The organism is Pseudomonas tumuqii (genome assembly GCF_013184545.1).
GTDB lineage: Bacteria > Pseudomonadota > Gammaproteobacteria > Pseudomonadales > Pseudomonadaceae > Aquipseudomonas > Aquipseudomonas tumuqii.
In genome coordinates this window covers 74,696-100,180 of record NZ_JAAOJA010000005.1, presented here as the reverse complement: position 1 = coordinate 100,180, position 25,485 = coordinate 74,696, and the positions used below count along the sequence as shown (strand labels likewise).

The following is a 25,485-nucleotide window of genomic DNA, read 5'->3' as shown; positions in this document are numbered from 1 at the left end:
AGGCCATGCCCATCGCCCAGTTGTACATCCTCGAAGGTCGCAGCAACGAGCAGAAGGAAACCCTGATCCGCGAAGTCAGCGAGGCCATGTCGCGCTCGCTGGACGCGCCGATCGAACGGGTACGGGTCATCATCACCGAGATGCCGAGCAACCACTTCGGCATCGGCGGCGAACCGGCGAGCAAGGTCAGGCGCTAGTGGCCTGTGCCGCCGCCCGGCGTTGGCGGCGGACTGCCTTGCGCTCATCTTGGACGCGGTATTGCCGTTGTCGTCGGAACGCCTATCGGCAAGAAATCTCGGCGTGGCCTGTAACGCCACGCCGCGACCTCGCTCTAGTTGAATGCCGGCCTGCAAACCTTGCGGCGATCGGCACTCCCAGACTATTCGAGGATTACCCCATGACTACCAAGACTATGGCTTCCGGCGCCGCCCTGGCGTTTGCCGCCGCTACCCTGTTCGCCGGCCTGACCAGCACCATGGCGGTGGCCGAAGAAGCCAAGGTGCACTGTTATGGCATCAACGGCTGCAAGGGCCAGAACGATTGCAAGACCGCGAACAACAGCTGCAAGGGCCAGGGTGCCTGCAAGGGCCAGGGCTTCAAGAGCATGACCCTGGCCGAGTGCAATGCGGCCAAGGGCACCGTCGGCGAGTGACGGCACCCGGAGTGGCCGGATTACGGCCACTCCGCTCCCGCGGTTGTTCAAGGAGCCTGACATGTCCGCCGAATCATCCAGCCTGGGCTATGGCCTGGGCCTGCGCACTCCCTATTACCAAGCGATTCTCGAGCAGCGACCGGCTGTCGACTGGTTCGAGATCATCTCGGAAAACTACCTGGTCGAGGGCGGCAAGCCGCTCTATTACCTGGACGCCATCGGCGAGCACTACCCGCTGGTGATGCATGGCGTGTCGCTGTCGATCGGCGGCCCGCACCAACTGGACCACGACTACCTGCGCCGGCTCAAGCGCCTGGCGCAGCGGGTGCAGCCGGCGTGGATCTCCGATCACCTGTGCTGGAGCCGCGGCAACGCCCACCAGTTGCATGACCTGTTGCCGCTGCCCTACACCGAGGAAAGCCTGCAGTACGTCGCCGCGCGGGTGCGCCAGGTGCAGGACCTGCTCGAGCGGCCGCTGGTGCTGGAGAACGTCTCCAGCTACCTGCGCAGCGCCGACGATCAGTTCAGCGAATGGCAGTTCCTCGCCGCGCTCAGCGAACTCAGCGGCTGCGAGCTGCTGCTCGACGTCAACAACGTCTACGTCAGCGCGCGCAACCATGGCTTCGAGCCCTGGGACTTCATCAGCGGGCTGCCCAAGCAGCGGATCCGCCAACTGCACCTGGCCGGGCACAGCGATTACGGCAGCTACCTGATCGACACCCACGACCAGCCGGTCAGCGATCCGGTCTGGCAGCTGTATCAGCGCACCCTGCGCCACCTCGGCCCGGTGGCCACCCTGCTCGAGCGTGACGACCACTACCCGGTGCTGGACGAGCTACTCGGCGAACTGGAGCAGGCGCGCGCCTATGCCGCCGTGGCTCTGCAGGAGTACCGGCCATGCGCCTGAACGACTGGCAGCGCGAACTCGAGGCCTACCTGCTCGGCGGCGACCCGACAGCCAGTCCGGCGTTGCGTGCCAGCCTGCTCGGCAGCCCGGCGCTGAGTGCCGAACAGGGCCTGGCGATCTACCACAACGCCTACCGCGCGCGCCTGCTGGAAGCCTTGCGCGGCGATTATCCGGCCGTGCACGGCTGGCTCGGCGACCAGCAGTTCGATGCGTTGGCCGGCGCCTATATCGCGGCGCACCCCTCGCGGTACTTCAGCCTGCGCTGGCTGGGCGCCGAGTTGGCGAGCTTCATCGAGACCTATCTGGTGCCGGCACAGGCGGCCCCGCTCGGCGAACTGGCGCGGTTGGAGTGGGCGTTCGGCCTGGCCTTCGACGCGGCCGCGGCTGAACCCCTGACCCTGGCGCAGGTGGCCAGTCTGCCCGCCGAGGACTGGCCGAACCTGCAGGTGCGCCTGCTGCCCAGCGTGCAATGGCAGCTCTGCCGGCACAACAGCCTGGCGCTCTGGCGCGCGAGCAAGGCGCAGGATGCCTTTCCCGCCAGCACGGCGCTGGAGCAGGCGCAGGTCTGCCTGATCTGGCGCCACGGCCTGGTCAGCCAGTACCGCAGCCTGGAACCCGACGAGGCCGCGGCCTTGCACGGCATGGCGGTGGCCGGCTGGAGTTTCGCCGAGCTCTGTGCGCACCTGCACCAGCTGGGGCAGGAGGCGCCGCTGCAGGCCGCCACCTGGCTGCGCCAGTGGCTTGGCGACGGCCTGTTGCAACGACATGGCGGATAGCCATTATCTATGGAACCGATGGCCTGACAAGCGAGTCAGTTGAACTAGTCTTTCAGTGATTTTGTTCAGCTGGAGGTTTCTATGCTCGCGTATCTGCCGCCTAACCTGCGTGATCTGCAATTGCCGCTGCGGCTACGTCTGTGGGACGGCAAGCAGATCGATCTGGGACCCGAGCCGCGGGTCACCATGGTGGTCAAAGACCCGAGCCTGGTGGCGCAACTGGCTCACCCGAGCCTGGCTGCCCTGGGCGGCGCCTATGTCGAGGGGCGCCTGGAGCTGGAAGGATCGATGAGTGCGGTGATCGAACTCGGCGATGCCCTCAGCCAGGCGCTGCTCGACGAAGAGTCGCTCCCCGAGCAGCCGCGCAGCGCCCACGACAAGGCCACCGACGCGGCGGCGATCAGCTACCACTACGACCTGTCCAACGACTTCTACGCGCTCTGGCTGGACCGCGAGATGGTCTATTCCTGCGCCTACTTCGAGACCGGCGGCGAAGACCTCGAGCAGGCCCAGCAGGCCAAGCTGCGCCACCTGTGCCGCAAGTTGCGCCTGCAGCCGGGCGAGCGTCTGCTCGATGTCGGTTGCGGCTGGGGCGGGCTGGCGCGCTTCGCCGCCCGTGAATTCGGCGTCGAGGTGTATGGCATCACCCTCAGCCAGGCGCAGCTGCAACTGGCCCGGCAACGGGTCAAGGATGAAGGGCTGGCGGCGCAGGTGCAGCTGGAACTGCTGGACTATCGCGACCTGCCGCAGGACGGCCGCTTCGACAAGGTGGTCAGCGTCGGCATGTTCGAGCACGTCGGCCACGCCAACCTGCCGCTGTATTGCCAGCGCCTGTTCGGCGCGGTGAAGAGCGGCGGCCTGGTGATGAACCATGGCATCACCGCGAAACACAGCGACGGCCGCCCGGTCGCGCGCGGCGGCGGCGAGTTCATCGGCCGCTACGTGTTCCCCCACGGCGAACTGCCGCACCTGGCGACCATGACCACAGAGCTCAGCGATGCCGGCCTGGAAGTGGTCGACGTGGAAAGCCTGCGCCTGCACTACGCGCGCACCCTGGAGCACTGGAGCGCGCGCCTGGAAACCCAGCTGGAGCAGGCCGCGCAACTGGTGCCCGAGCAGGCCCTGCGCATCTGGCGCCTGTACCTGGCCGGCTGCGCCTACGGTTTCGCCCGCGGCTGGATGAACCTGCACCAGATCCTCGCGGTCAAGCCGCACGCCGACGGCAGCCACGACCTGCCCTGGACCCGGGCGGATCTGTATCGCTGAAGCTGGGCAGGGCACTTTTCTTCAATACCGCACGGATCGCGCCCGTCAGTATTGCCGCTCTATCGGCGAACTGAATGGGTGTGCGATGACGGTGCTACTTTCCATGGCGGCCTTTGCCCTGGCCGCTTCGATTTCCCCTGGGCCGGTCAATCTGGTGGCGCTCAGCGCCGGCGCCCGTTATGGCCTGCGCGCCAGCCTGTGGCATGTGACCGGGGCGACCCTGGGCTTTACCCTGCTGTTATTGGCCATGGGCCTGGGCCTGCAACAGCTGTTGCAGCAGTGGCCGCCGTTGAAGACCCTGCTGCATGGGGCCGGCGTGGCCTTCTTGCTCTATATGGCCTATGGCCTGGCGCGCGACGACGGTCGGCTCGATAGCGGCAAGGCGCAGCGCGCGCCCGGGCTGTTCAGCGGCGCGGCGATGCAGTGGCTCAACCCCAAGGCGTGGCTGGCATCGCTGGCCGGCATAGGGGCGTTCGCGGCCGATGGCGAGCCGTATCTGGTCGGCCAGTTCGCCGCGCTGTATTTCGTCATCTGCTACCTGTCGATCGCCTGCTGGGCCTATGCCGGCGCCTTCCTGCGCCAGTACCTCGAGCAGCCGCGGCGCATGCGCCTGTTCAATCGCGGCCTGGCCCTGCTGCTGGTGGCCTCGGCGCTCTATCTGCTGCTGTGGTGATCAGTGCGCATGGCGGTATTGCCCGGGGGTAGCGGCGAGCAGCTGCTTGAAGGTGCGCTGCAGGTGCGCCTGATCGGCGAAGCCGGCCGCCAGGGCGACCTCGGCGATCTGTCCGCCACGCCTGAGGCGGGCCTGGGCGAACTGGACGCGGCTGTTGATCAGGTAGGCATGCGGGGTCATGCCGTAGCAGCGGCGGAAACTGCGGGTCAGGTAGGACGCCGAAAGCCCGGCCGCCGCACAGATGTCCTCCAGCTTCAGCGCCTCGGTGCAGCGTTCGCGGATTAACTCGGCGGCCAGGCGCAGGCGCGGGTTGTCCTCGCGTGGCTTGGCCGGTGCGGGGTCGAGGCGTTGCTGCAGCTCGGCGAAAAAATCCAGCAACGCGCAATGCTTGTGCATGACCTCGGCCTGGTCGTCGCCGAGCAGGCGATAGAGGCGGTTCAGGCCGCGGTAGAGCACGGGATCGTGGCTGAGGATATCGGCGAAGGCGCGCAACGGTTGGTTGCGGCTGAAGCCCAGCTGGTGCTGCAGTTCGGTCAGCCAGGCCACGTCGACATAGAACATGCGGTAGGACCACGCCTGGCCGTCCAGGGGGTTGCAGGCATGCACGTCGCCCGGGTTCATCAGCACCACGGTGCCGGCGGCGAGCCGCTCGCGGGCCTTTTCGTTGAGGTAGGTACTGCGTCCGCGGGTGATGGCGCCGATCGAGAAAAACTCATGGGAGTGCGGCGCGTAGCACAACTGACGCCCATCCAGCACATCGCGCGCCTCGACGAACGGCAATTGGGCGTCGCGCCAGAAGCGCGGGCTGGTTGCTTGATCTGCCTTGGTCTTTGCCATGCTGATTCGCTCGTTGGCCGGACCGGCCGAGTGACGACTATAGCCGTTGGCGGCCATCGAACATACCGGCAGCGATGCCGGGCGCTTTTGCCTTACCATGCCGGGATTGCCTTGCTGCGAGTCGCGCATGCCCGCTTTCTTCCCGCGTTACCGCGTCATCCTGATCGTGCTGCTGATCCTCCTCGGCCTGCTCGTCAGCATGTGGCTGGCCGGCCGCTATGCCGAGCAGCGCGCCTGGCAGGAGCGCAGCGTCGAGGCGCGTGGCCAGTTGCAACTCTATGCCCAGTCGATTCATACCCTGGTCGAGCGCTTCCGCTCGGTGCCCGAGGTGCTGGCGCTGGACAGCGATATCAAGTCGCTGCTGCATGCGCCGAACGATCGCCTGCTGCGCGAAAAACTTAATCAGCGCCTGGAACAGTTGAATGCCGCCGCCGGCTCCACCGTGCTCTACCTGCTCGACAGCCGGGGCGAGACGCTGGTGGCGAGCAACTGGCGCGACTGGAGCAGCTTCGTCGGCAACAACTACGCCTTCCGCCCCTACTTTCAGGATGCCGTGCGCCAGTCGTCCGGGCGCTATTTCGCGGTGGGCGTGACCACCGGGGTTCCAGGTTATTTCCTCTCCCATGTGGTGCGCGACGATGACGGCAGCGTGCTCGGCGTGCTGGTGGCCAAGCTCGAACTGGAGGCGTTGCAGCGCGAGTGGGCCGGGCAGTCCGGGGTGTTGCTGGTGGCCGACAGCTACTCGGTGGTGATTCTCAGCAGCCGCCCGGCCTGGCGCTTTCTTGCCCTGGAGGCATTGAGCGAACAGGCCCGCGCCGAGCTGGTGGAGGTGCGCAAGTACGCCGAGCAGGCGCTGCAACCGCTGGCCAGCGAGTTGCGCCAGCGCATCGGCGAGGACAGCGAATGGCGTCGGGTCGATGGCCCGGACGGGCGCCGCGACTACCTCTGGCAACGCCTGGCGCTGCCCGAGGAAGACTGGACCCTGCACCTGCTGGTCGAGCCGCAGGCGCTGGTGAACAGCGTGCGCAGCTACCGCCTGGCCGCCGCCGGGGTGTGGATGACCCTGGCGTTTCTGCTGTTGTTTCTCGCCCAGCGGCGCAAGAACCAGCGCCTGCAGGCGGGCATTCGCGAGCGCCTGGAACGCGAGGTGGCGCTGCGCACCGCCGAGCTGCGCGAGGCCCAGGATGGCCTGGTGCATGCGGCGAAGATGGCCGCCCTGGGGCAGATGTCGGCGGCCATGGCCCATGAAATCAACCAGCCACTGACCGCCATGCAGATGCAGCTGGGCAGCCTGCGCCTGCTGCTCGACAGCGGTCGCCAGGCCGATGTGCACGAAGGCTTGCGCCGCATCGACGGCTTGCTGCAACGCATGGCCGGGCTCACCGGGCACCTGAAGACCTTCGCCCGCAAGAGCCCGGCCGGCCTCAGCGAACGCTTGCGCCTGGGTGACGTGCTGGAGCAGGCGCTGCAACTGCTGGCGCCACGCCTGCGCAGCGAACAGGTGGAGTTGCACTGCGAAACCGACAGCAACGCCATGGTGCTGGGCGATGCGATTCGCCTCGAGCAGGTGCTGCTCAACCTGCTGAACAATGCCCTGGATGCCATGGCCTGCGCCGAGCAGCGGTTGCTCAGCGTGTCGATCCAGCGCCAGGGCGAGCAGTGCCTGCTGCGTATCGGCGACACGGGCGGCGGCATCGCCGATGAAAACCTGACGCGCGTATTCGAGCCGTTCTTCACCACCAAACCGGTGGGCCAGGGCCTGGGCCTGGGCCTGGCGGTGTCCTACGGCATCGTCCGTGAGCTGGGCGGGAGTCTGGAGGTGGCCAATGGCGAGCGCGGCGCGCTGTTCACCCTCAGGTTGCCGGCCGCGCCGGGCGTCTAGCGGCCGGTTAAGCTGCAGACCAGCGGCAGCGGCGCCTGCTCCGCCTGCTGCACCAACCATTGGCAAAACGACTCGGCGTGCTGGTGCCGCGGCCGGCCACGCGCCACGTAGCGATAACCGCTTTGCTGAAAACCGAAGGGCGCGATCAAGCGGCCGCCGAGCACGTCATCGGCGACCAGATGCCAAGGCGCGACGCAGACACCCAGGCCGCCAAGAGCGGCTTCCAGGCTGAAGAAATAGTGCTCGAATTCGGGGCCCGAAGCCGCCAGCGGAACCACGCCCACCGATTGGCACCACATTGCCCAGGCATTGCGTCGGGTTTTGGTGCGCAGCAGTGGCGCGCCCGCCAGATCCGCGGGGCCGTGCAGGGTCAGCGTGGCCGCCAGAGCGGGCGCGAGCACCGGGCCGAGACTCTCTGGGAATAGTTCGAGGGCTGGCGCCGCTGCAGTGCTCGCTTCGACATCGATGATGACGTCGTAGTGATCACCAGGGGGCAGCGCCTGCTGGTTAGTGGTGCTCAACCGCACGTCAATGTCCGGGTGCAGTTCGTTGAAATGGTAAAGCCGGGGGATCAGCCAGCGCATGCTGAAGCTCCCCAGGCAGAAGACGTCCAGTGTGCCCCGGGCGTCCTCGGTCACCGCGCGCAAGGCGCTCTCCATCTGGTCGAACGCTGCCGACAAGCTGGGCAGCAGCGCCCTGCCGTGGCTGGTCAGGCTCGGCTTGTTCTTCGAGCCTTCGAACAGCTGCAGCCCCAGGGTGGATTCGAGCTGTCGTACCTGACGGCTGATGGCGCCCGGCGTGACCGACAGCTCATCGGCCGCCGCGGTCATTCGACCGAGCCGGGCGGCGGCTTCGAAGGCGCGCAGGGCGTTCAGGGAGGGGAGTCGGCGTTTCATTATGTGAGTTTATGTCACATAGATTGGCCAAGGAAATCGCTTTTCGGCAAGGCTGATTTATCCAAATCTCTGACTCGCCTGGATCTTCCAGGCAAAGAGCCGGCAGGCCTCTAGTGCCGCGCCCCCCTATGGATCAGAGAGGAAAAATCAAATGCCATTCGTCCGTACCCATGTTCATGAAAATACCAGTCAGATGCACCGCCAACAGCTTGTCGAAGGTATCCATAGGGCCTTGGTCGACAGTATCGGCATGCCCGAGTCGGAACTGTTCAACCTGGTTTCGGCGTACAGTGGCGAGCAGTTCTTCTATGACCGTAGCTTTAACGGCATCGCGCGATCGGAGCAGCTGGTGGTGGTGGAAATCACCCTGCGCCGCGGCCGCAGCGATGCGATGAAGCGCGATCTTTACGCCGCGATCGCCCATAACCTGGAGCGGATGGCTGGCTTGTCTGCGCGGGATATTTTTATTTTCATGCATGAAAACGACTATTCCGACTGGTCGGTGGGCAACGGTGTCTTTGCCATGACCCTGGTCCAGCAAGCCGGCAACGACGGCTGATGGCGCTGCGGATTGCACCTGTGCCTCGAGTGGCGGTCGCAGCGGGCCTGTGACCGGGAGCGGGTATCCCCCGCCTCGCATTCGGGCTACCGGATCGCGCGGGTGGCGCTACACTGCGGCCGTCGAGTGAGGAGGTGCTATGAGCGGTCAGGTAATAGTGGTCGATGACGAGGCGGCGATCCGCGAGGCGGTGCAGCAGTGGCTGGAGCTGTCCGGCCTGCGGGTGCAGACCTGCGCCAGCGCGGCCCAGGCCCTGGCATTGATCGACCGCGACTTTGCCGGCATCGTCATCAGCGACGTGCGCATGCCCGGCACCGATGGTTTGCAACTGCTGGACAAGCTGCTGGAGCTCGACCGCGACCTGCCGGTGATCCTGGTCACCGGCCATGGCGATGTGCCGATGGCGGTGCAGGCCCTGCGGAACGGCGCCTACGACTTCATCGAGAAGCCCTTCACCCCCGAGCGCCTGCTCGACAGCGTGCGCCGCGCCCTGGACAAGCGCCGGCTGGTCTGCGAGAACCGCCAGCTGCGTCAGCAGTTCGCCCTCAAGGACCATATCGAGGCGCAGCTGCTCGGCGTCTCGCGACCGATGGAAAACCTGCGCCGGCAGATCCTCGAACTGGCCGGCACCTCGGTGAATATCCTGATTCGCGGCGACACCGGCAGCGGCAAGGAGCGGGTCGCCCGTTGCCTGCATGATTTCAGTCCGCGCGCCGGCAAACCCTTCGTCGCCCTCAACTGTGCGGCGATCCCGGAACAGTTGTTCGAGAGCGAGTTGTTCGGCCACGAAAGCGGTGCCTTCACCGGTGCCCAGGGCAAGCGCATCGGCCGCATCGAACACGCCGACGGCGGCACTCTGTTCCTCGACGAGGTGGAAAGCCTGCCGCTGGCGCAACAGGTCAAGCTGCTGCGCGTGCTGCAGGAGAAAACCCTGGAACGGCTCGGTTCCAACCGCAGCATCCAGGTCGACCTGCGGGTGATCAGCGCGGCCAAGCCGGACCTGCTCGACGAGGTGCGCGCCGGGCGTTTCCGCGAGGATCTGTACTACCGGCTGAATGTCGCCAGCCTGCGCATTCCGCCGCTGCGCGAACGCCGCGAGGACATTCCCCTGTTGTTCGAACACTTCGCCCGCGAGGCCGCCGAGCGCCACGGGCGGGAAATGCCGGCGCTGTCGCCGGCCGAACTGGCGCGGCTGCTCGGCCACGACTGGCCGGGCAATGTGCGCGAGTTGATCAACGCCGCCGAGCGCCATGCCCTGGGCCTGAGTACCCCGGTCGACAGCGCGGGCGAGTTGCCGGCGCAGTCCCTCGCCGAACAGATGGAAACCTTCGAGGCGCAATGCCTGCACCGCGCCTTGCAGCACTGCCAGGGCAATATCGCCGAGGTCATGGCGCTGTTGCAGCTGCCGCGGCGCACCCTCAACGAGAAGATGCAGCGCCACGGCCTGCAGCGCAGCAGCTATCGCCCGGCCGGCAGCGGCGACGAGGACTGAAGCAAACCTGCGCAGCGGCAACCTGGCCCCAATAAGGCCCGGCGCCATCCGGGATGGCCTGCACAGGCGATGAACTTCCCCCGGATTTCATCCGGGCTACGGGTTGATAGCGTCGGCTGATTTTCGCCTATGGTCGTTCAAGGGTAGGCATTATTCCGCTCATTACCCCTCGGGTCATTCGGTCGAAGCCTTCTAGACCGGGCCTTGCAACCCTTGGCACGGCATCTGCTATAGCTCTGCTACGCCCCACGCGTTGTTTGCGTCGGCGATTATAAGAAAGACCAGAGGTGAGCCTATGAACTGCCGTACGTCCCCCGCGAGCCAGTCTCGCCCAGCTCCGCTATGCCGCCTCTTGCGTGCCAGGCTTCGGCCGGGTGCGGGCATTCGCCACTTTCGCCCAGTCTGATCGACCCCCGGACCTGCATAGCCGCTGCGGCGGCCGTGCATCGTCTACAGTGAAAAAACGCTGCATAAAGCCATAACAACGACGGAGATACTCCATGCGATTGACCAAGCGTTTCAGTCTGCTCGCTGCTGCCGCGGCCCTGACGGCCAGCACCGCGGCTTTTGCCGCGCCAACCTTCATCAATATCCTCACCGGCGGCACCAGCGGGGTCTACTACCCGATCGGTGTGGGCCTGTCGCAGCTCTACAGCACCGGCATCGACGGCGCGAAAACCTCGGTGCAGGCGACCAAGGCCTCGGTGGAAAACCTCAACCTGCTGCAGAGTGGCCGTGGCGAACTGGCCCTGGCCCTCGGTGATTCGGTGGCCGATGCCTGGAACGGCGTGGAAGACGCCGGCTTCAAGGCGCCGTTGAAGAAGCTGCGGGCGATCGCCGGCACCTACCCGAACTACATCCAGATCGTCGCCAACAAGGAATCCGGCATCACCACCCTGGCCGACCTCAAGGGCAAGCGCATCTCGGTCGGCGCGCCGAAGTCCGGCACCGAGCTGAATGCTCGGGCGATCTTCGCCGCGGCGGGTCTGAGCTATGAAGACATGGGCAAGGTCGAGTTCCTGCCGTACGCCGAGTCGGTCGAGCTGATCAAGAACCGCCAGCTGGATGCCACCCTGCAATCCTCGGGTCTGGGCATGGCGGCGATCCGCGATCTGGCCGCCACCCTGCCGATCAACTTCGTCGCCATCCCGGCCGACGTGAGCGCCAAGATCGACAACGCGGCCTATCTGCCTGCCGTCATTCCAGCCGGCACCTACGACGGTCAGGATGTCGACATCGCGACGGTGGCGATCCAGAACATCCTGGTCAGCCATGAAGACGTCTCCGAGGAAGTGGCCTACCAGATGACCAAGCTGATGTTCGACAACCTCGAGCGTCTGGGCAACGCCCATTCCGCGGCCAAGGACATCAAGCTGGAAGGCGCGGCGAAGAACCTGCCGATCCCGCTGCATCCGGGTGCCGAGCGCTTCTACAAGGAAGTCGGCGCACTGTAAGAAAGATGGATTGGGTTTCGCCCAAGCTGAGCCCGGAGGCTCGCTTGAGCGAAGCGATACCCATGGCCACAACTGGATGGGTTACCCCGCTGCACGGCTAACCCATCCTGCCTGGCGCAGCCATGCGCCATCCTGCAGGTAGAGCTGCGAATAAAACCAGCGTGCTGAGCACGGCAGGTTTTGTTGGCGACTCTTGCACCTTATCGACGTTGTAATGAGGGCATAAGCTCCATGACTGAACAAAACCACGGCCTTGCGGCAGGTCCGGGCGATTGGCCGAAAGCGCTGTTTTACGTGGCGCTGCTGTTTTCGATCTTCCAGATCACCACGGCGGCCTTTCATCCGGTGTCCAGCCAGATCCTGCGGGCGGTGCACGTCGGCTTTCTGCTGCTGACGGTATTCCTCAGCATCCCGCTGGTCGGCACGCACAAACCCTGGCAACCGCTGGCCTGGCTGCTCGGCCTGGCCGGTATGGGCACGGCCATCTACCAGTGGGTGTTCGAGGCGGACCTGATCCAGCGCTCCGGCGACCTGACCAGTGCCGACATGGTCGTCGGCCTGGTGCTGATGGTGCTGGTGTTCGAGGCGGCGCGGCGGGTGATGGGCATCGCCCTGCCGCTGATCTGCGGGCTGTTCCTCGCCTATGGCCTGCTCGGCCAGTACCTGCCCGGGGATCTGGCCCACCGCGGTTATGGCCTGGATCAGATCGTCAACCAGTTGGCCTTCGGCACCGAGGGCTTCTACGGCACCCCGACCTATGTGTCGGCCACCTATATCTTCCTGTTCATCCTGTTCGGCTCGTTCCTCGAGCAGGCGGGCATGATCAAGCTGTTCACCGACTTCGCCATGGGCCTGTTCGGCCACAAGCTGGGCGGCCCGGCCAAGGTGTCGGTGGTGTCTTCGGCGCTGATGGGCACCATCACCGGTTCCGGTGTGGCCAACGTGGTCACCACCGGCCAGTTCACCATTCCGTTGATGAAGCGCTTCGGCTACAAGCCGGCGTTTGCCGGCGGCGTCGAGGCCACTGCGAGCATGGGTAGCCAGATCATGCCGCCGATCATGGGGGCCGTGGCGTTCATCATGGCCGAGACGATCAATGTGCCCTTCATCGAGGTGGCCAAGGCCGCGCTGATACCCGCACTGCTGTACTTCGGTTCGGTGTTCTGGATGGTTCATCTGGAAGCCAAACGCGCCAACCTGCGCGGCTTGCCGAAAGACCAGTGCCCGAATCCATGGACCGCGGTGAAAGAGCGCTGGTACCTGCTGATCCCGCTGTTCATCCTCATCTACCTGTTGTTCTCCGGGCGCACGCCGCTGTTTTCCGGGATGGTCGGCCTGGCCCTGACCGCCATCGTCATTCTCGGTTCGGCGATCATCCTGCGGGTGTCTTCCTTCGCCCTGCGCATGGCCTTCTGGATCGCCCTCGGCCTGCTCTGTGCCGGCTTCTTCCAGCTCGGCATAGGCGTGGTGTTTGGCGTGGTCGGGCTGCTGGTGGCGATCTGCTGGTTCATCAAGGGCGGGCGCGACACCCTGGTGATCTGCCTGCATGCCCTGGTCGAGGGCGCGCGCCACGCGGTGCCGGTGGGCATCGCCTGCGCCCTGGTCGGGGTGATCATCGGCGTGGTGTCGCTGACCGGGGTGGCGTCGACCTTCGCCGGTTATATCCTCGCCATCGGCCAGGACAATCTGTTCCTCTCGCTGATCCTCACCATGCTCACCTGCCTGGTGCTGGGCATGGGCATTCCGACCATCCCCAACTACATCATCACCAGCTCGATCGCCGCGCCGGCGCTGCTGGAACTGGGCGTGCCGCTGATCGTTTCGCACATGTTCGTCTTCTACTTCGGCATCATGGCCGACCTCACTCCGCCGGTGGCGCTGGCCTGTTTCGCGGCCGCGCCGATTGCCAAGGAAACCGGGTTGAAGATCAGCCTGTGGGCAATACGTATCGCCGTCGCCGGTTTCGTCGTCCCCTTCATGGCGGTGTATGAACCGGCGCTGATGCTGCAAGGCGATAGCTGGCTGGCCACCGTTTATGTGCTGTTCAAGGCGGCCGTGGCGATCGGTATCTGGGGCGCGGTATTCACCGGTTTCCTGCACTGCAAGTTGGCCTGGTGGGAGCGGGCACTGGGCTTCGCGGCCGGCGCCAGCCTGATCCTGGCCACGCCGATGAGCGATGAAATCGGTTTCGCCCTGGTGGCGCTGTTCCTCGCCCAGCACTTCTGGCGTGGCCGGCATGCCCAGGCGACGATGGCGTGATCGGATTGTGCATGGGCCTGGCCGGGGTGGTGTGGGCTGAACTGCCGGTGCCGGGGTTTACCCTGGCCTGGCAGCACACGATCGAAAAGGTCCGCTGGGAAGAGGATTACCGCGTTACGCCAGAGGGCTTGTTGCTCGGCGAGGCGCGGGTCAAAGGGTCTGGTGCCGGCATGGAAATCCCTGCCGATGCCGAACTGCGTGAGGGCAGCTGGCATTACCAACGCCAGCTAGCGCCCCTGCAACCGCTGCGCTTGGGGCGAACCCCCGAGGCGGGGGATTACCAACTGTGTTTCAACCAGCGTTGTCGCTCGATGAGCGACTGGCTCGGCCCGCCACAAGCGATCCAGCCGGCGTTGGAACTCTGGAGCTGTGAGCTGGGCTCCCCTGCATCCTCCGTGGATACAGGCCAGGACGACGGTTAAGGCCGCGTCTGCTCCCAAGGCCACAAGCCCTGGTCGTCGTAGAGGAGAACCCCCATTTGGCGCAGGCCGGTGGGGGTTTTGTTCGTTAGGGCTGTGCTCGGATTTCTGTCGAGTCGGGTAGGGTGCGCTGCGTGCACCAGCGCAGGTTGCGAACTCTTGGTGCGCACGGCGCACCCTACGCCGGCAGGCTACCGCGCACTCAAGTTCCGAGCATCTGGACACAACCCAGTCTTGGGACAGAGCCTTGCTTATGGCATGGGGTTGGTTATCTTGGCCCCTGGTGTGCCAGCCCCCACCTTGGGGTGTGCCTCCGATTTTCGTGATTACAAAAGGAAGCCGATGAGCACCATCACCTATTACCTGGACATGCACAGCCCCGAGCAGCTGCGGCCCAAGCCGCTGCCCGAGGAGTTGCAGATCGTCGAATGCCGGCACAAGCAATTCCAGCTCAACCGCTTTCTCTACCAGCTGGTGGGCGAACCCTGGGCCTGGACGGACAAGCTGAGCTGGAGCGAGGCGCAATGGCGCGAGCTGGTCGAGCAACCCGGTCACCGCACCTGGGTGGCCTATCACCAGGGGGCGATCGCCGGTTACTACGAGCTGCTGCGCGATGCCGAGGGCGCGGTGGAGATCCTCTATTTCGGCCTGGCCGCGGCGTTTCTCGGCCAGGGCTTCGGCGGCCCGCTGCTGACCCACACCCTGCAGTCCGCCTGGGCCTGGCCGGGCACCACGCGGGTCTGGGTGCACACCTGCAGCCTCGATCACCCCGGCGCCCTGGCCAACTACCAGGCGCGCGGCCTGCAGATCTACCGCGAAGACGTGACCCCGTAGAGGCGCCGCGCGCACCGGGTTTTCATCAACCGTCGGCCTGCGTCGCTAACTCAACCTACGCTTGCAGGGTCGATAGCGAACTTATGGAGTTTTGTCATGCGCATCTCAGTAATTAAACGCCTGTCCTTGGCCCTGTGCCTGTTGCCCGTGCTGGCCACGGCGCAGGATATCCAGCCCGGTCTGTGGGAAATCAGCTCGAGCAATATGCAGGTCGATGGCCAGGCGCTGCCGGACATGCAGCAAATGCTCGAGCAGGTGAAAAACCTGCCGCCCGAACAGCGTCAGATGATGGAGGAGATGATGGCCCAGCAGGGTGTGCAGCTGGGCGACCAGGGCGTGCGCGTGTGCATGAGCGAGGCGCAGATCAAGGCCCAGGACATTCCCCTGCAGGACCCCAAGTCAGGTTGCAGCCACGAGATCACCGAGCGCAGCGCCGAGCTGTGGAAATTCCGCTTCAGTTGCCCGGATGGACAGGGCGAGGGCGAGACGCGCTTTCTCAGCGACAAGGCGTTCACTACCCAGGTGCAGGGCACCTACGGCGGCCGCAACAGCAGCATGCAGAGCCATGCGCGCTGGATTGCGACCGATTGCGGCGGCTTGCAGCCGCGCTGATCTGCGGGCGCCTGGCCCTTCGTTGGTGGCGCGCTATCAAGAATGATTAACAAACGATAATAAAGTTCAATTACGTTGACGAGGACGGCAAGCTGCTGCGAAAATTCAATCGATAATTATTAGCATTTGCATCGGTGTGCCTGGGCCGCCGATGCGCGCGTGCTGGTAAGCGCCCCCTGCAAGCAAGGACGACCCTGCAGGGCATTCGATATTCGCATTGGGGAGAGTCCTTGTGTTGTGCAGAAAGACCCGCTTGGCCGTGGCCATCGCCGCCGCTTGCAGTTTCAACCATGCCCTGGCCGCCGACGGTGAGTCCCTGCAACTCGAGGCGCAGACCGTAGTGGGCAGCGCCGACAGCGCGCAGCCAGACAGCTACAAGGCCGCGCCCAGCAGTGCGGCGACCAAGCTGGAGCTGACGCCACGGCAGACCTCGCAGTCGATCTCCACCATCAGCGGCGCGCAACTGCAGGACTTCAAGCTGAGCAGCGTCAACGACGCGCTGAAATACACCACCGGGATTCAGGTCCAGGAAGTCGAGACCGACCGCACCTACTACAGCGCCCGCGGCTTCGACATCACCAACTTCCAGTACGACGGCATCGGCATCCCCTTCGTCTACGGCAACGTCGAGGGTGATCTGGATACCGCGATTTTCGAGCGGGTCGAGGTCATTCGCGGCGCCAACGGCCTGATGTCCGGCACCGGCAATCCCTCGGCGACCATCAACTTCGTGCGCAAGCGGCCGACCCTGGCGCCCCAGGCGCGCATCGACCTGAGCGCCGGTTCCTGGGACAAGCGGCGCATCGATGTCGACGTTTCCGGCGCGCTGAGCGAGTCGGGCAATGTGCGTGGCCGTGCGGTCTACGCCAACGAAAACAAGAACTCCTACCTGGATCGCTATTCCCGCGAGAAGAACATCTTCCACGGGGTGATCGAGGTGGATCTGGCCGACAGCAGCCTGTTCACCCTCGGCCACACCCTGCAGAAGAGCGACGCCAATAGCCCGATGTGGGGTGCGCTGCCGCTCAACTTCAGCGATGGCTCGGCCACCGACTACTCGCGCTCCACCAGCACCTCGACCGACTGGGCCTACTGGGACGTGCAGGAAAATCGCACGTTCGCCGAACTGGCGCACAGCTTCGCCAACGGCTGGCAGGCCAAGGCCGTGCTCACCCATGTCGAGAAGAAGGCCGACAGCTCGCTGTTCTATATGTACGGCAGCCCGGACCGCGACACCGGCCTGGGCCTGTTCAGCTACCCGTCCGAATACAAGGAGAAGAATAAGCAGCTGATCGCCGACCTCTACGCCAGCGGCCCCTTTGCTCTGGCCGGGCGCGAGCACGAACTGGTGGTGGGCGGCAGCTGGTCGAAATCCGAACTGGAAGATATCTCCTGGTACGACTCCTCGACCGGTAGCGCCCTGCCGCCGCTGGAAGATTGGCACGGCGACTACCCGCGGCCGCTGAACGATGCAGGCAGCAATGGCAGCGATTTCACCGACCGCATGAAGAGCGTCTACTCCGCCGCGCGCTGGAGCCTGAGCGATAGTCTGAGCCTGATCACCGGTGCGCGGGTAGTCGATGTCGACAGCGATGGCAGCAATTACGGCGAGAGCAAATCCACCTCGTATAACAACGAAGTGGTGCCTTATGCCGGGTTGATTTACGACCTCAACGAGCAGTACTCGGTCTATGCCAGCTACACCGAAATCTTCGATCCGCAGATCAAGCAGGACAGCAGCGGTACTCGCCTGGCCCCGGTCGAAGGGGTCAACTACGAAGCCGGGATCAAGGCCGAATTGCTCGATGACAAGGTCAACCTGAGCCTGGCGGTGTTTCGCACCGAGCAGGACAACGTCGCCGCGGTGGCCGGGATGAACGCTGGCACCACCTTCTATAAAGGCGAGGAAGGCATCACCAGCGAAGGTTACGAGGTAGAAGTCTCCGGCGAACTGCTGCAAGGCTTGCAGGCTACCGCCGGCTACACCTTCGTCGATATCCGCGATGCCGAGGACAAGCACGCCGTCACCTACTCGCCGAAACATATGCTGCGCGCTTCCACCACCTACCGCATTCCGGGGCTGGAGCAGCTCAAGGTCGGCGCCAGCATGAGCTGGCAGGACGAGACGCGTAACGGCATCGCCGAGCAGGACGCCTACGGGCTGGTCAACCTGATGGCCAGCTACGAGATCGACCGCAACTGGACGGTCTCGGCCAACCTCAACAACCTCACCGACGAGAAGTACCTGAGCAGCCTGTACTGGACCCAGGCCTATTACGGTGCCCCGCGCAACGCCAGCATGACAGTCAGCTGGAACTACTAGCAAACCGGCGCCTGTCGCGGCTCGCAAGGCTGCGGCAGGCATGGCCGCCTACCTCGACGAGAAAGCCCATGCGTTCCGCCTTTGTTGTTCTGCACCGTTGGTTCGGCCTGTTTATCGCAGTGTTCCTGTTCGTCTCCGGCCTGACCGGCGCGGTGATCTCCTGGGATCACGAGATCGACGAGTGGCTCAATCCGCAGCTGTTCGAATCCCGCAGTGCCGGCCCGCTGCAGTCGCCCGAGGCCCTGGCCGCCCAGCTGGAGGCGCGCGACCCGCGGGTGCAGGTCGGCTTCATGCCGCTGTACACCGAGCCGGGTCACGCCTTCGGCGTCAGCGTCAATCCGCGGGTCGACCCGGCCACCGGCAAGGCCTATGAGCTGGATTTCAATCAGCTGGCCCTCGACCCGGTGACCGGCGAGGAGCAGGGTCGGCGCCTGTGGGGCGCGCTGTCGTTGAGCCGCGAGAATCTGATGCCGTTCCTCTACAAGCTGCACTACAGCCTGCATATCCCCGACGGTTTCGGCCTCGAGCTGGGCATTCTGCTGTTCGGCATCGTCGCCATCGTCTGGAGCCTGGACGCCTTTGTCGCCCTGTGGCTGTCATTTCCAAGCTGGCGCGCCTGGCGCAAGTCGTTCGTCTTTCGCTGGCAGCAGGGCGGTTACAAGCTCAATTTCGACCTGCACCGTTCCGGCGGCGTGTGGATCTGGGCCCTGCTGCTGGTCCTGGCGGTGACCTCGGTGTCGATGAACCTCAACGTGCAGGTGACCCGCCCGCTGGTCGAGCTGTTCTCGCCGCTGACCCCCAGCCCCTTCGCCAGCCGCACCCCGGTCAGCCTCGATGAGCAGAAACAACCGGGCATCAGCCGCGCCGAAGCGGTCAGTCTGGCGGCAGCCGAAGCGGCACGCCTGGGCCTGGAGCACCCGGCCGGCGGGCTGTTCTATTCGCCGGAATTCGATGTCTATGGCGTCGGTTTCTACACCGCGCAGAACGACCACGGCGACGGCGGCCTGGGCAATCCCTGGCTGTACCTGGACGGCCAGAGCGGCGCCATCGCGGGCACCCTGATACCGGGCAGCGGTAGCGCCGGGGATATCTTCATGCAGGCGCAGTTCCCTCTGCACTCGGGGCGCATCCTCGGCCTGCCGGGGCGCATCCTGGTGTCGCTACTGGGCCTGGCGGTGGCCATGCTGTCGCTGACCGGGGTGGTCATCTGGGCGAGGAAGCGTCGTTCGCGGGCACTCGGCGGGCAGCGCAGTCGGCAGGCGCTGGCCGAGACGCCTGCCGCCTGCTAGAGGATCGGCGAAATCAGCCGCGCCACGCGCATGCCGAGCTGTTGCAGGCGATGCAGGTCGAGGCGGTCGGCGCCTATCAGTTCGCGGCAATTGCGCAGGTCTTCTTCGAGCATCTGTTCGACCTCGGTGGCAAAGCCGGGGTCGAAGGTCAGCAGGGTGATCTCGAAATTCAGGCGGAACGAACGATTGTCCAGATTGGCGCTGCCGATGGCGACGACGCTGCTGTCGATCAGCATGACCTTCTGGTGCAGGAAGCCCGGCTGGTAGCGGAATACCCGGATCCCGGCGCGCAAGGCCTCGAAGGCATACAGGCTGGAGGCAGCGTAGACCACCCGGTGGTCGGGCCGCGCCGGCAGCAGGATGCGCACATCGACGCCGCGCAGCACGGCCAGGCGCAAGGCGGCGAACAGCGCCTCGTCGGGGATGAAATAGGGGCTGGTGATCCACACCCGCTCGCGGGCACTGTGGATCGCCTCGACGAACAGCAGTGCGCAGGTTTCCTGTGGGTCGGCCGGGCCGCTGGCGATCAGCTGGCAGAGCATGCCCTCGCCCGGGTAGGCCTCGGGCAGCAACAGCGGCGGCAATTGGCGAGTGGCCCAGAACCAGTCTTCGGCAAAGGACTCCTGCAGGCAGGCGACGACCGGCCCGCGCACCTCGACATGGGTGTCGCGCCAGGGCGCCAGGGGCGGCTTGTGGCCGAGGTATTCGTCGCCGATATTGAGCCCGCCGAGAAAGCCACATTCGCCATCGACCACCACAATCTTGCGGTGGTTGCGGAAGTTCAGCTGGAAGCGACTGAGCAGCCCGCCGCCGGTGGTGAAGGCGTGGACCTGGATGCCGCCGGCGCGCATCTTCTCGCTGAAATGGCGCGGCAGGGCGTGGCTGCCGATGTCGTCATAGAGCACGAAAACCTGCACGCCGGCGGCCGCGCGCTCCAGCAGCAGGTCCTGCAGACGCTGGCCGAGGCGGTCGTCGCGGACGATGAAGAACTGCAACAGGATCACCTTGCGCGCGCTGGCCAGGGCGCTGAAGATCGCGGCGAAGGCCGCCTCGCCATCGATCAGCAACTGCACCTGATTGTTCGCCAGGCAGGGCATCAGGCCCAGCCGGGGCAGGGCACGCAGTTGCTGGTAGACCGGCGCGGCACTGGCGCTCAGGGCTTCGTCGACCCAGGGTCGCCAGTTCAGCGCGGCCATGGCCTGGTGCATCTGCTTGTCGGCGTGGCGCCGGGCCTTGATATAGGCATCGAAGCGGCTGCGGCCGAACACCAGGTAAGGCAACAGGGTCAGGTAGGGCATGAAGAACAGCGACATCGCCCAGGCCAGAGCGCCCTGGGCGGTGCGTACGGTCAGCACGGCATGCACGGCCGCGAGCATGCCGAGGGCGTGGATCACGGCGATCAGGTAGGCGAATAGATTGGGGATCGCGAAGTCCAGGGGCATGCCGGTTCCTGTGCGCTGATGCCGGGTGGCGAATCTGTTACCCCTGCAGTGTGGCACCAACAGGGCGGCATGCGCCAAGTCCTCAGAGCTTGTGAAAAAACTCTCGCCTACTGCGACTGTCTCTGCGAACGCCTCCAAACGCCCGCGGCTGCGCTGGATTTTTTCACAAGCTCCGAGTCGGTGGATGACGGCATTTGGCCTGCGAATGCCGGCCTGTGGCCGGCAGGCATGGGGTAGGCCTGTTACCCTGGCCGGCTAACCGGAAAAGTTTTCCGGTCGCGAGGAGTTGTAAGTTGGGCGTATCCGTCCTTCTTGTGCTTGCCAGCGAGTTAAATGCCTCAAGGAGAACTCCACATGGGAAGACCCCCTTTGCATGACACGACGCCACAGCCAGAAGCGGAAATACCGGGTGGCATTCCGGCCCCGAGCGGGGCTGCCAATCTGATCGATACCGACTATGTGGTCGGCCAGGACAACATCAAGGGCCGGTTCCTGTTCAACCTGGATATCCACGGCAAGGTCTTCAGTATCTCGGCCCTGACCGTGGTGCTGTTCGTGGTCCTGGCCCTGGCGTTGCAAAGCCAAGTCGAACCGCTGTTCGGTGCCATGCGCGATTGGCTGACCGCTAACCTGGCCTGGTTCTTTCTCGGTTCGGCCAATATCTTCGTCCTGCTCTGCCTGTTTCTGATCGTCTCGCCGCTGGGCAAGGTACGCCTGGGTGGCAAGGAGGCGACGCCCGACTATTCCTATGCCGGCTGGTTTTCCATGCTGTTCGCCGCGGGCATGGGCATCGGCCTGATGTTCTATGGCGTGGCCGAGCCGATGTCGCACTTTTCCTCGGCCATGGGCGGAGTCAGTCTCGGCGAGGATGGTTTGCGCACCGACTGGGCGCCGCTGGGCGCCGCCGCCGGCAATGCGCAGGAGGCCGCGAGCCTGGCGATGGCCTCCACCATCTTCCACTGGGGCCTGCACCCCTGGGCGATCTACGCGATTGTGGCCCTGGCCCTGGCGCTGTTCTCGTTCAACAAGGGCCTGCCGCTGAGCATCCGCTCGATTTTCTACCCGCTGCTCGGTGAGCGGGTGTGGGGCTGGCCGGGGCATGTGGTCGACATCCTCGCGGTGTTCGCCACCCTGTTCGGCCTGGCCACTTCCCTGGGCCTGGGCGCCGAGCAGGCGGCTGCCGGCCTCGATCACCTGTTCGGCATTACCGCGAACGATACCAGCAAGGTGCTGCTGATCATCGGCATTACCGCGATTGCCCTGATGTCGGTACTGGCCGGCCTGGACAAGGGCGTCAAGCGCCTGTCGGAAATCAACATGGTGCTGGCCATCCTGTTGCTCGGCTTCATCATTCTGGTGGGTCCGACGCTGGCGATCGTCACCGGCTTCTTCAGCAACCTGGGCAGCTACCTGGCCTATCTGCCCGAGCTGTCCAACCCCATCGGCCGCGAAGACGCCAACTTCAGCCAGGGCTGGACCGCCTTCTACTGGGCCTGGTGGATCAGCTGGTCGCCCTTCGTCGGCATGTTCATCGCCCGGGTCAGCCGCGGTCGCACGGTGCGCGAGTTCCTGGTGGCGGTGCTGTTGGTGCCTTCCCTGGCCTCGGTGCTGTGGATGACCGCCTTCGGTGGCACCGGCATTGGCCAACTGGTCGGCGCCGGTTTCACCGGGGTGGAGGATGCCGCGCTGGAGCTGAAGCTGTTCGTCATGCTGGAGCAGTTGCCGTTGGCCGAGATCAGCTCCTTTATCGGCATCGTCCTGGTGATCGTGTTCTTCGTCACCTCGTCGGACTCGGGCTCGCTGGTGATCGATACCATCACCGCCGGCGGCAAGGTCAATGCGCCGATTCCGCAACGGGCCTTCTGGGCCATCATGGAGGGCGTGGTCGCCATCGCCCTGCTGCTTGGCGGCGGCCTGGTGGCCTTGCAGGCGATGGCGGTGTCCACCGGCCTGCCGTTCACCATCGTCTTGCTGGTGGGCTGCGTGTCGATCGTCAAAGGCTTGCTGAGCGAGCCGCGCTGACTGCTGCTGGGTAATGCAAAACGCGCCTTCGGGCGCGTTTTTTGTGAGCGACATTACGCAGGGCTGGGCCGCTTGAGCCACCACAGCAATCATTGTGGGAGGGGCTTTAGCCGCGATGCTTTTGGCCCTCTGGTTAAGAACTCGCGGCTAAAGCGGAGTGTCGCCCAGCCCCTCCCACAAGATGATGCGCAACAACCCGCTCAGCTCCACAACGCGCCGACCGGTGTGGTCGGCGAATAGTGGCTGGCGACCTGCGCCTGCAACAGCTCCGCCGTGGCCAGGGCATCGGTCAGGGCGTGGTGCGCCTGGTACAGCGGCAGGCCATAGCGCAGGCGGCTGTCGGCCAGGCGGATGGAGGTCGGCTGGCGGCCGCACAGGCGGTCGAGCCAGCCCGGCTGGCGTTGACGGCGGTGCAGCCGGGCCTCCAGTTCCATGGTGTCGATCACCGGGAAGTGCAGCGCCTCGCCCAGATGCTGACGGACCGCCTGGTCGAGAAAGCCGCGCTCGAGCGTGCGGTAATGCACCACCATCACTTTGCCGGCCATGGCCGTCAGCAGTTCGCCGAGAATGGTCGTCAGCCTGGGTGCATCGCGGATGTCGCTGTGGGTGATGTGATGGAAGGTGACCGACTCGCTGCTCAGCTCGGAAACCGGCTTGACCACCCAGTACAGCGCCTGGCCGCAGCGGATGCGCGCCATGTTGAAGGGCACCAGGCCGAGGCTGACGATCGAGTGGCGGCGGCAATCCAGGCCGGTGGTTTCCACGTCCAGCGCCACCAGCGGCACCTGCTCCAGCGGGGTGTCGGCGGCCACCGCGCCGGCCTGATAGAAGGCGCTCAGACGTGGATCCTTGGCCGTTTGCGCGAGCCGGGTGAAGAGGTTCTGCCAGTCCGCAGGTGCTGCATGAGTGGTTCTACGCGGGACACCGGGCCGCTTCACAGGGAACAGCTTGCCGGGTAGCGGAAGCGCAGGAATTTCTGCGCATTGCTGAGCACCTGGAAGGCTTCCTTGAGGTTGTAACGCTCGCTGGCAGAGACCTTTTCCGGCTCGATGTAGTTGTCCGGCTCGCGGCCGGCCTCGAGGTCCATGGCCTGATGGCGGATGCGCACGATGGAGAGGAACTCCAGGGCGTAGCGCAGCTTGCTGATGGCCTCCTGGGGCATCAGCTTGGTGGCGGCGATGGCGTCCAGCCGCTCGTTGGAGTTCTGCGCCTTGGAGCCACAGGCCAGGGCGTGCACGCGGATCAGGTCGGTGAGCGGCGCGGTGCCGCGACCCTTGAGGTTGATGATGTTGTTCTGTTGGCCATCCTTTTCCATCACGAAGGTGCGGAAGAAGCCCAGCGGCGGGGTGCGGTTGAGGGCATTGCGCGCCAGGCTGGCGAGAAACAGCGGGTTGCGGCTGGCCTTTTCCGCGAGCAGATCCTTGAGGCTCTCGACCAGCTCGGTTTCGCCATGGACGCTGTCGAGGTCGAAGAAGATGCAGCTGTTGAGCAGGGTCTGCGGGTTGGGGCGGTCGATCCACTGGTTGAAATAGCCCTTCCACACCCGCAACGGCTGGCGCCACTGGGGGTTGGTGGCCATGATCCCGCCCTTGCAGTAGCTGTAGCCGCAGGCCGCCAGGCCGTCGCTGACGAAGGTCGCCAGCTTGAGGAAATACTCGTCGTGGACCCGCGGGTCGAAGCGGTTGTCGAGGACCAGGGCGTTGTCCTGGTCGGTGACCAGCAGTTGCTCGTCGCGGGCCATGGAGCCCAGGGCCATGAAGCAGTAGGGCACCGGCGGCGGGCCGAACTGCTGCTCGGCCAGCTCCAGCAGGCGCTGGGTGAAACTGCGGCCGATGCCCGACATGGCGCTGCCGATCATGTGCGCGCTGGCCTCGTCGTTGACCATGCGCACGAAGGTGGCGCGCAAGTCCGGCAGCAAGGCCTTGAGCTCGGCTACCGACTGTCTGTTGAAGATGCTGTTGACCAGGTACAGGCTGCTTTGCGATTCGTATCGGATGATGTCCGCCAGGTTGATCACCCCCACCGGCCTCCGCCGGTACACCACCGGCAGGTGATGGATGTTATGCCGCAGCATGCACAGCATGGCCTCGAACACCGAGGCGTCGGCCTGCAGGGTGATCGGGCTGGGCGTCATCACCTGGCTGACCGGGGTGTTCGCGGCCAGGCCCTCGGCCACTACCCGGGAGCGCAGGTCGCGGTCGGTGACGATGCCGACCATCAGCTGGCCCTGTTGCTCGGTTGCCGGCATGTCGCTGGGCTCGGACCCGCTGGCCTGTGGGTCGACGATCACCAGGGAGGACACGCTCTGCTCGGTCATCACCCGCGCGGCCTGCTGCACCGGGGTGTCCAGGGGCACGCTGACCGCTTGCCGGGAGACCAGCCGGCGCACCTTGATCTTCATCAGTTCGCTGGCCTTGCCCTGGCTGTCCACCGCCGACTTCAGGCGCGACTGGCCCTCGGCCTCGACGAAGTCGGCGAAGAAGTCATGGGCCTCGCAGAGCTGCTCGAACAGGCGGCCGGGAATGAAATAGATCAGGCTGTCTTCGATGGCACGGGCCGGCAGCCGCACCTTGTGCCCGCGCAGCAGGCCGAACTGGCCGAAGATGTCGCCCTCGGTCAGGCGATTGTAGAGGGCGCCGCTGCGACGGTAGATCTCCACCGCGCCGCTGCGCACATAGTGCAGCTCGTGGATCTGCGCACCGAAGCTGAGGATCTCGCTACCGGCCTTGAAGTAGGCGACCTCCACCTGGCGGGCGATCTCGTCGAGGCTGTCTTCGGGCAGTCCGTCGAAGGGGGGGAAGCGCTGCAGGTGGTCGCGGATTTCGATCAACTCGATCTGCATGCGGGCCTCTTGAGGGTGGCGGGCGGTCGAGCGGCGCCCGTCGCGCCCT

The 25,485-nt window shown here is 65.2% G+C and carries 22 protein-coding genes; 17 read left to right on the top strand and 5 right to left on the bottom strand.

What is annotated here, in order from left to right:
- The first annotated feature begins 5 nt into the window (after positions 1-5).
- The 6 genes from G9C89_RS11355 (at position 6) to G9C89_RS11330 (ending at position 4,274) form a co-directional block, all read left to right on the top strand.
- Positions 6-197 (top strand): 2-hydroxymuconate tautomerase, encoded by a 192-nt coding sequence (locus G9C89_RS11355; RefSeq protein ID WP_172147999.1) that lies wholly within the window; start codon positions 6-8, stop codon positions 195-197.
- A gap of 200 nt (positions 198-397) precedes the next feature.
- Positions 398-652 (top strand): BufA2 family periplasmic bufferin-type metallophore, encoded by a 255-nt coding sequence (gene bufA2, locus G9C89_RS11350; RefSeq protein ID WP_172147998.1) that lies wholly within the window; start codon positions 398-400, stop codon positions 650-652.
- Between the two features lie 61 nt (positions 653-713).
- Complete coding sequence (gene bufB, locus G9C89_RS11345; RefSeq protein ID WP_172147997.1) at positions 714-1,559, top strand: MNIO family bufferin maturase; 846 nt, start codon at positions 714-716, stop codon at positions 1,557-1,559.
- On the top strand, positions 1,550-2,335 hold the full coding sequence (locus tag G9C89_RS11340) for an HvfC/BufC N-terminal domain-containing protein (protein WP_172147996.1): 786 nt from the start codon (positions 1,550-1,552) through the stop codon (positions 2,333-2,335). The genes bufB and G9C89_RS11340 overlap by 10 nt, the downstream gene beginning before the upstream one ends.
- Positions 2,336-2,416: 81 nt before the next feature.
- The gene (gene cfaB, locus G9C89_RS11335; protein WP_172147995.1) at positions 2,417-3,601 is read left to right on the top strand and encodes a C17 cyclopropane fatty acid synthase CfaB; all 1,185 of its coding nucleotides are present in this window, start codon (positions 2,417-2,419) and stop codon (positions 3,599-3,601) included.
- A gap of 85 nt (positions 3,602-3,686) precedes the next feature.
- Positions 3,687-4,274, top strand: a complete 588-nt coding sequence (locus tag G9C89_RS11330) for a LysE family translocator (protein ID WP_172147994.1) — start codon at positions 3,687-3,689, stop codon at positions 4,272-4,274.
- On the opposite strand, the gene G9C89_RS11325 is transcribed toward G9C89_RS11330, so the two are convergent.
- Positions 4,275-5,111, bottom strand: a complete 837-nt coding sequence (locus G9C89_RS11325; protein ID WP_172147993.1) for an AraC family transcriptional regulator — start codon at positions 5,109-5,111, stop codon at positions 4,275-4,277.
- Between the two features lie 127 nt (positions 5,112-5,238).
- On the opposite strand from G9C89_RS11325, the gene G9C89_RS11320 reads away from it, so the two are divergent.
- On the top strand, positions 5,239-6,993 hold the full coding sequence (locus G9C89_RS11320) for a sensor histidine kinase (protein WP_172147992.1): 1,755 nt from the start codon (positions 5,239-5,241) through the stop codon (positions 6,991-6,993).
- Here G9C89_RS11320 and G9C89_RS11315 read toward each other — a convergent pair.
- Positions 6,990-7,889, bottom strand: a complete 900-nt coding sequence (locus tag G9C89_RS11315; protein ID WP_172147991.1) for a LysR substrate-binding domain-containing protein — start codon at positions 7,887-7,889, stop codon at positions 6,990-6,992. The genes G9C89_RS11320 and G9C89_RS11315 overlap by 4 nt on opposite strands.
- 151 nt (positions 7,890-8,040) lie before the next feature.
- On the opposite strand from G9C89_RS11315, the gene G9C89_RS11310 reads away from it, so the two are divergent.
- The 9 genes from G9C89_RS11310 to G9C89_RS11270 all read left to right on the top strand — a co-directional run bounded on the left by G9C89_RS11310 (position 8,041) and on the right by G9C89_RS11270 (position 19,130).
- Entirely contained in the window at positions 8,041-8,448 is a 408-nt protein-coding gene (locus G9C89_RS11310) for a tautomerase family protein (protein WP_172147990.1), read from the top strand.
- Between the two features lie 139 nt (positions 8,449-8,587).
- Positions 8,588-9,940, top strand: a complete 1,353-nt coding sequence (locus tag G9C89_RS11305) for a sigma-54-dependent transcriptional regulator (RefSeq protein WP_172147989.1) — start codon at positions 8,588-8,590, stop codon at positions 9,938-9,940.
- Between the two features lie 500 nt (positions 9,941-10,440).
- The gene (locus G9C89_RS11300) at positions 10,441-11,394 is read left to right on the top strand and encodes a TAXI family TRAP transporter solute-binding subunit (protein WP_172147988.1); all 954 of its coding nucleotides are present in this window, start codon (positions 10,441-10,443) and stop codon (positions 11,392-11,394) included.
- A gap of 231 nt (positions 11,395-11,625) precedes the next feature.
- Positions 11,626-13,653 carry a TRAP transporter permease gene (locus G9C89_RS11295; protein ID WP_172147987.1) on the top strand — a complete coding sequence of 676 codons (2,028 nt, stop codon included), beginning with the start codon at positions 11,626-11,628 and terminating at the stop codon, positions 13,651-13,653.
- The gene (locus tag G9C89_RS11290; RefSeq protein ID WP_172147986.1) at positions 13,650-14,075 is read left to right on the top strand and encodes a DUF1850 domain-containing protein; all 426 of its coding nucleotides are present in this window, start codon (positions 13,650-13,652) and stop codon (positions 14,073-14,075) included. Before G9C89_RS11295 ends, G9C89_RS11290 begins: the two co-directional genes overlap by 4 nt.
- Positions 14,076-14,414: 339 nt before the next feature.
- The gene (locus G9C89_RS11285) at positions 14,415-14,906 is read left to right on the top strand and encodes a GNAT family N-acetyltransferase (protein WP_172147985.1); all 492 of its coding nucleotides are present in this window, start codon (positions 14,415-14,417) and stop codon (positions 14,904-14,906) included.
- Between the two features lie 96 nt (positions 14,907-15,002).
- The gene (locus G9C89_RS11280; protein ID WP_172147984.1) at positions 15,003-15,518 is read left to right on the top strand and encodes a DUF3617 domain-containing protein; all 516 of its coding nucleotides are present in this window, start codon (positions 15,003-15,005) and stop codon (positions 15,516-15,518) included.
- A 232-nt stretch (positions 15,519-15,750) separates the two neighbouring features.
- Positions 15,751-17,841, top strand: a complete 2,091-nt coding sequence (locus tag G9C89_RS11275) for a TonB-dependent siderophore receptor (protein WP_172147983.1) — start codon at positions 15,751-15,753, stop codon at positions 17,839-17,841.
- 68 nt (positions 17,842-17,909) lie between these two features.
- Entirely contained in the window at positions 17,910-19,130 is a 1,221-nt protein-coding gene (locus tag G9C89_RS11270; RefSeq protein ID WP_172147982.1) for a PepSY-associated TM helix domain-containing protein, read from the top strand.
- Here G9C89_RS11270 and cls read toward each other — a convergent pair.
- Positions 19,127-20,572: a cardiolipin synthase gene (gene cls, locus G9C89_RS11265; RefSeq protein ID WP_390623792.1), complete on the bottom strand. Its 1,446-nt coding sequence runs from the start codon at positions 20,570-20,572 to the stop codon at positions 19,127-19,129. The genes G9C89_RS11270 and cls overlap by 4 nt on opposite strands.
- A gap of 354 nt (positions 20,573-20,926) precedes the next feature.
- Here cls and G9C89_RS11260 point away from each other — a divergent pair, with 354 nt between their 5' ends.
- Complete coding sequence (locus tag G9C89_RS11260) at positions 20,927-22,594, top strand: BCCT family transporter (RefSeq protein ID WP_172147981.1); 1,668 nt, start codon at positions 20,927-20,929, stop codon at positions 22,592-22,594.
- A 200-nt stretch (positions 22,595-22,794) separates the two neighbouring features.
- Here G9C89_RS11260 and G9C89_RS11255 read toward each other — a convergent pair whose 3' ends face one another.
- Positions 22,795-23,532 (bottom strand): 3'-5' exonuclease, encoded by a 738-nt coding sequence (locus G9C89_RS11255; protein ID WP_172147980.1) that lies wholly within the window; start codon positions 23,530-23,532, stop codon positions 22,795-22,797.
- Positions 23,529-25,436: a DUF294 nucleotidyltransferase-like domain-containing protein gene (locus tag G9C89_RS11250; RefSeq protein ID WP_172147979.1), complete on the bottom strand. Its 1,908-nt coding sequence runs from the start codon at positions 25,434-25,436 to the stop codon at positions 23,529-23,531. The genes G9C89_RS11255 and G9C89_RS11250 overlap by 4 nt, the downstream gene beginning before the upstream one ends.
- Between the last annotated feature and the right edge of the window lie 49 nt (positions 25,437-25,485).

Excerpts from the sequence above, each read along its gene's own strand:
- G9C89_RS11315 (WP_172147991.1), bottom strand. The coding sequence starts at position 7,889 with ATGAAACGCCGACTCCCCTCCCTGAACGCCCTGCGCGCCTTCGAAGCC.
- G9C89_RS11355 (WP_172147999.1), top strand. The coding sequence starts at position 6 with ATGCCCATCGCCCAGTTGTACATCCTCGAAGGTCGCAGCAACGAGCAG.
- G9C89_RS11250 (WP_172147979.1), bottom strand. The coding sequence starts at position 25,436 with ATGCAGATCGAGTTGATCGAAATCCGCGACCACCTGCAGCGCTTCCCC.
- G9C89_RS11325 (WP_172147993.1), bottom strand. The coding sequence starts at position 5,111 with ATGGCAAAGACCAAGGCAGATCAAGCAACCAGCCCGCGCTTCTGGCGC.
- G9C89_RS11310 (WP_172147990.1), top strand. The coding sequence starts at position 8,041 with ATGCCATTCGTCCGTACCCATGTTCATGAAAATACCAGTCAGATGCAC.
- bufA2 (WP_172147998.1), top strand. The coding sequence starts at position 398 with ATGACTACCAAGACTATGGCTTCCGGCGCCGCCCTGGCGTTTGCCGCC.
- G9C89_RS11300 (WP_172147988.1), top strand. The coding sequence starts at position 10,441 with ATGCGATTGACCAAGCGTTTCAGTCTGCTCGCTGCTGCCGCGGCCCTG.
- cfaB (WP_172147995.1), top strand. The coding sequence starts at position 2,417 with ATGCTCGCGTATCTGCCGCCTAACCTGCGTGATCTGCAATTGCCGCTG.
- G9C89_RS11295 (WP_172147987.1), top strand. The coding sequence starts at position 11,626 with ATGACTGAACAAAACCACGGCCTTGCGGCAGGTCCGGGCGATTGGCCG.
- G9C89_RS11340 (WP_172147996.1), top strand. The coding sequence starts at position 1,550 with ATGCGCCTGAACGACTGGCAGCGCGAACTCGAGGCCTACCTGCTCGGC.
- G9C89_RS11320 (WP_172147992.1), top strand. The coding sequence starts at position 5,239 with ATGCCCGCTTTCTTCCCGCGTTACCGCGTCATCCTGATCGTGCTGCTG.
- G9C89_RS11280 (WP_172147984.1), top strand. The coding sequence starts at position 15,003 with ATGCGCATCTCAGTAATTAAACGCCTGTCCTTGGCCCTGTGCCTGTTG.
- G9C89_RS11270 (WP_172147982.1), top strand. The coding sequence starts at position 17,910 with ATGCGTTCCGCCTTTGTTGTTCTGCACCGTTGGTTCGGCCTGTTTATC.
- bufB (WP_172147997.1), top strand. The coding sequence starts at position 714 with ATGTCCGCCGAATCATCCAGCCTGGGCTATGGCCTGGGCCTGCGCACT.
- G9C89_RS11305 (WP_172147989.1), top strand. The coding sequence starts at position 8,588 with ATGAGCGGTCAGGTAATAGTGGTCGATGACGAGGCGGCGATCCGCGAG.
- cls (WP_390623792.1), bottom strand. The coding sequence starts at position 20,572 with ATGCCCCTGGACTTCGCGATCCCCAATCTATTCGCCTACCTGATCGCC.
- G9C89_RS11285 (WP_172147985.1), top strand. The coding sequence starts at position 14,415 with ATGAGCACCATCACCTATTACCTGGACATGCACAGCCCCGAGCAGCTG.
- G9C89_RS11260 (WP_172147981.1), top strand. The coding sequence starts at position 20,927 with ATGGGAAGACCCCCTTTGCATGACACGACGCCACAGCCAGAAGCGGAA.
- G9C89_RS11330 (WP_172147994.1), top strand. The coding sequence starts at position 3,687 with ATGACGGTGCTACTTTCCATGGCGGCCTTTGCCCTGGCCGCTTCGATT.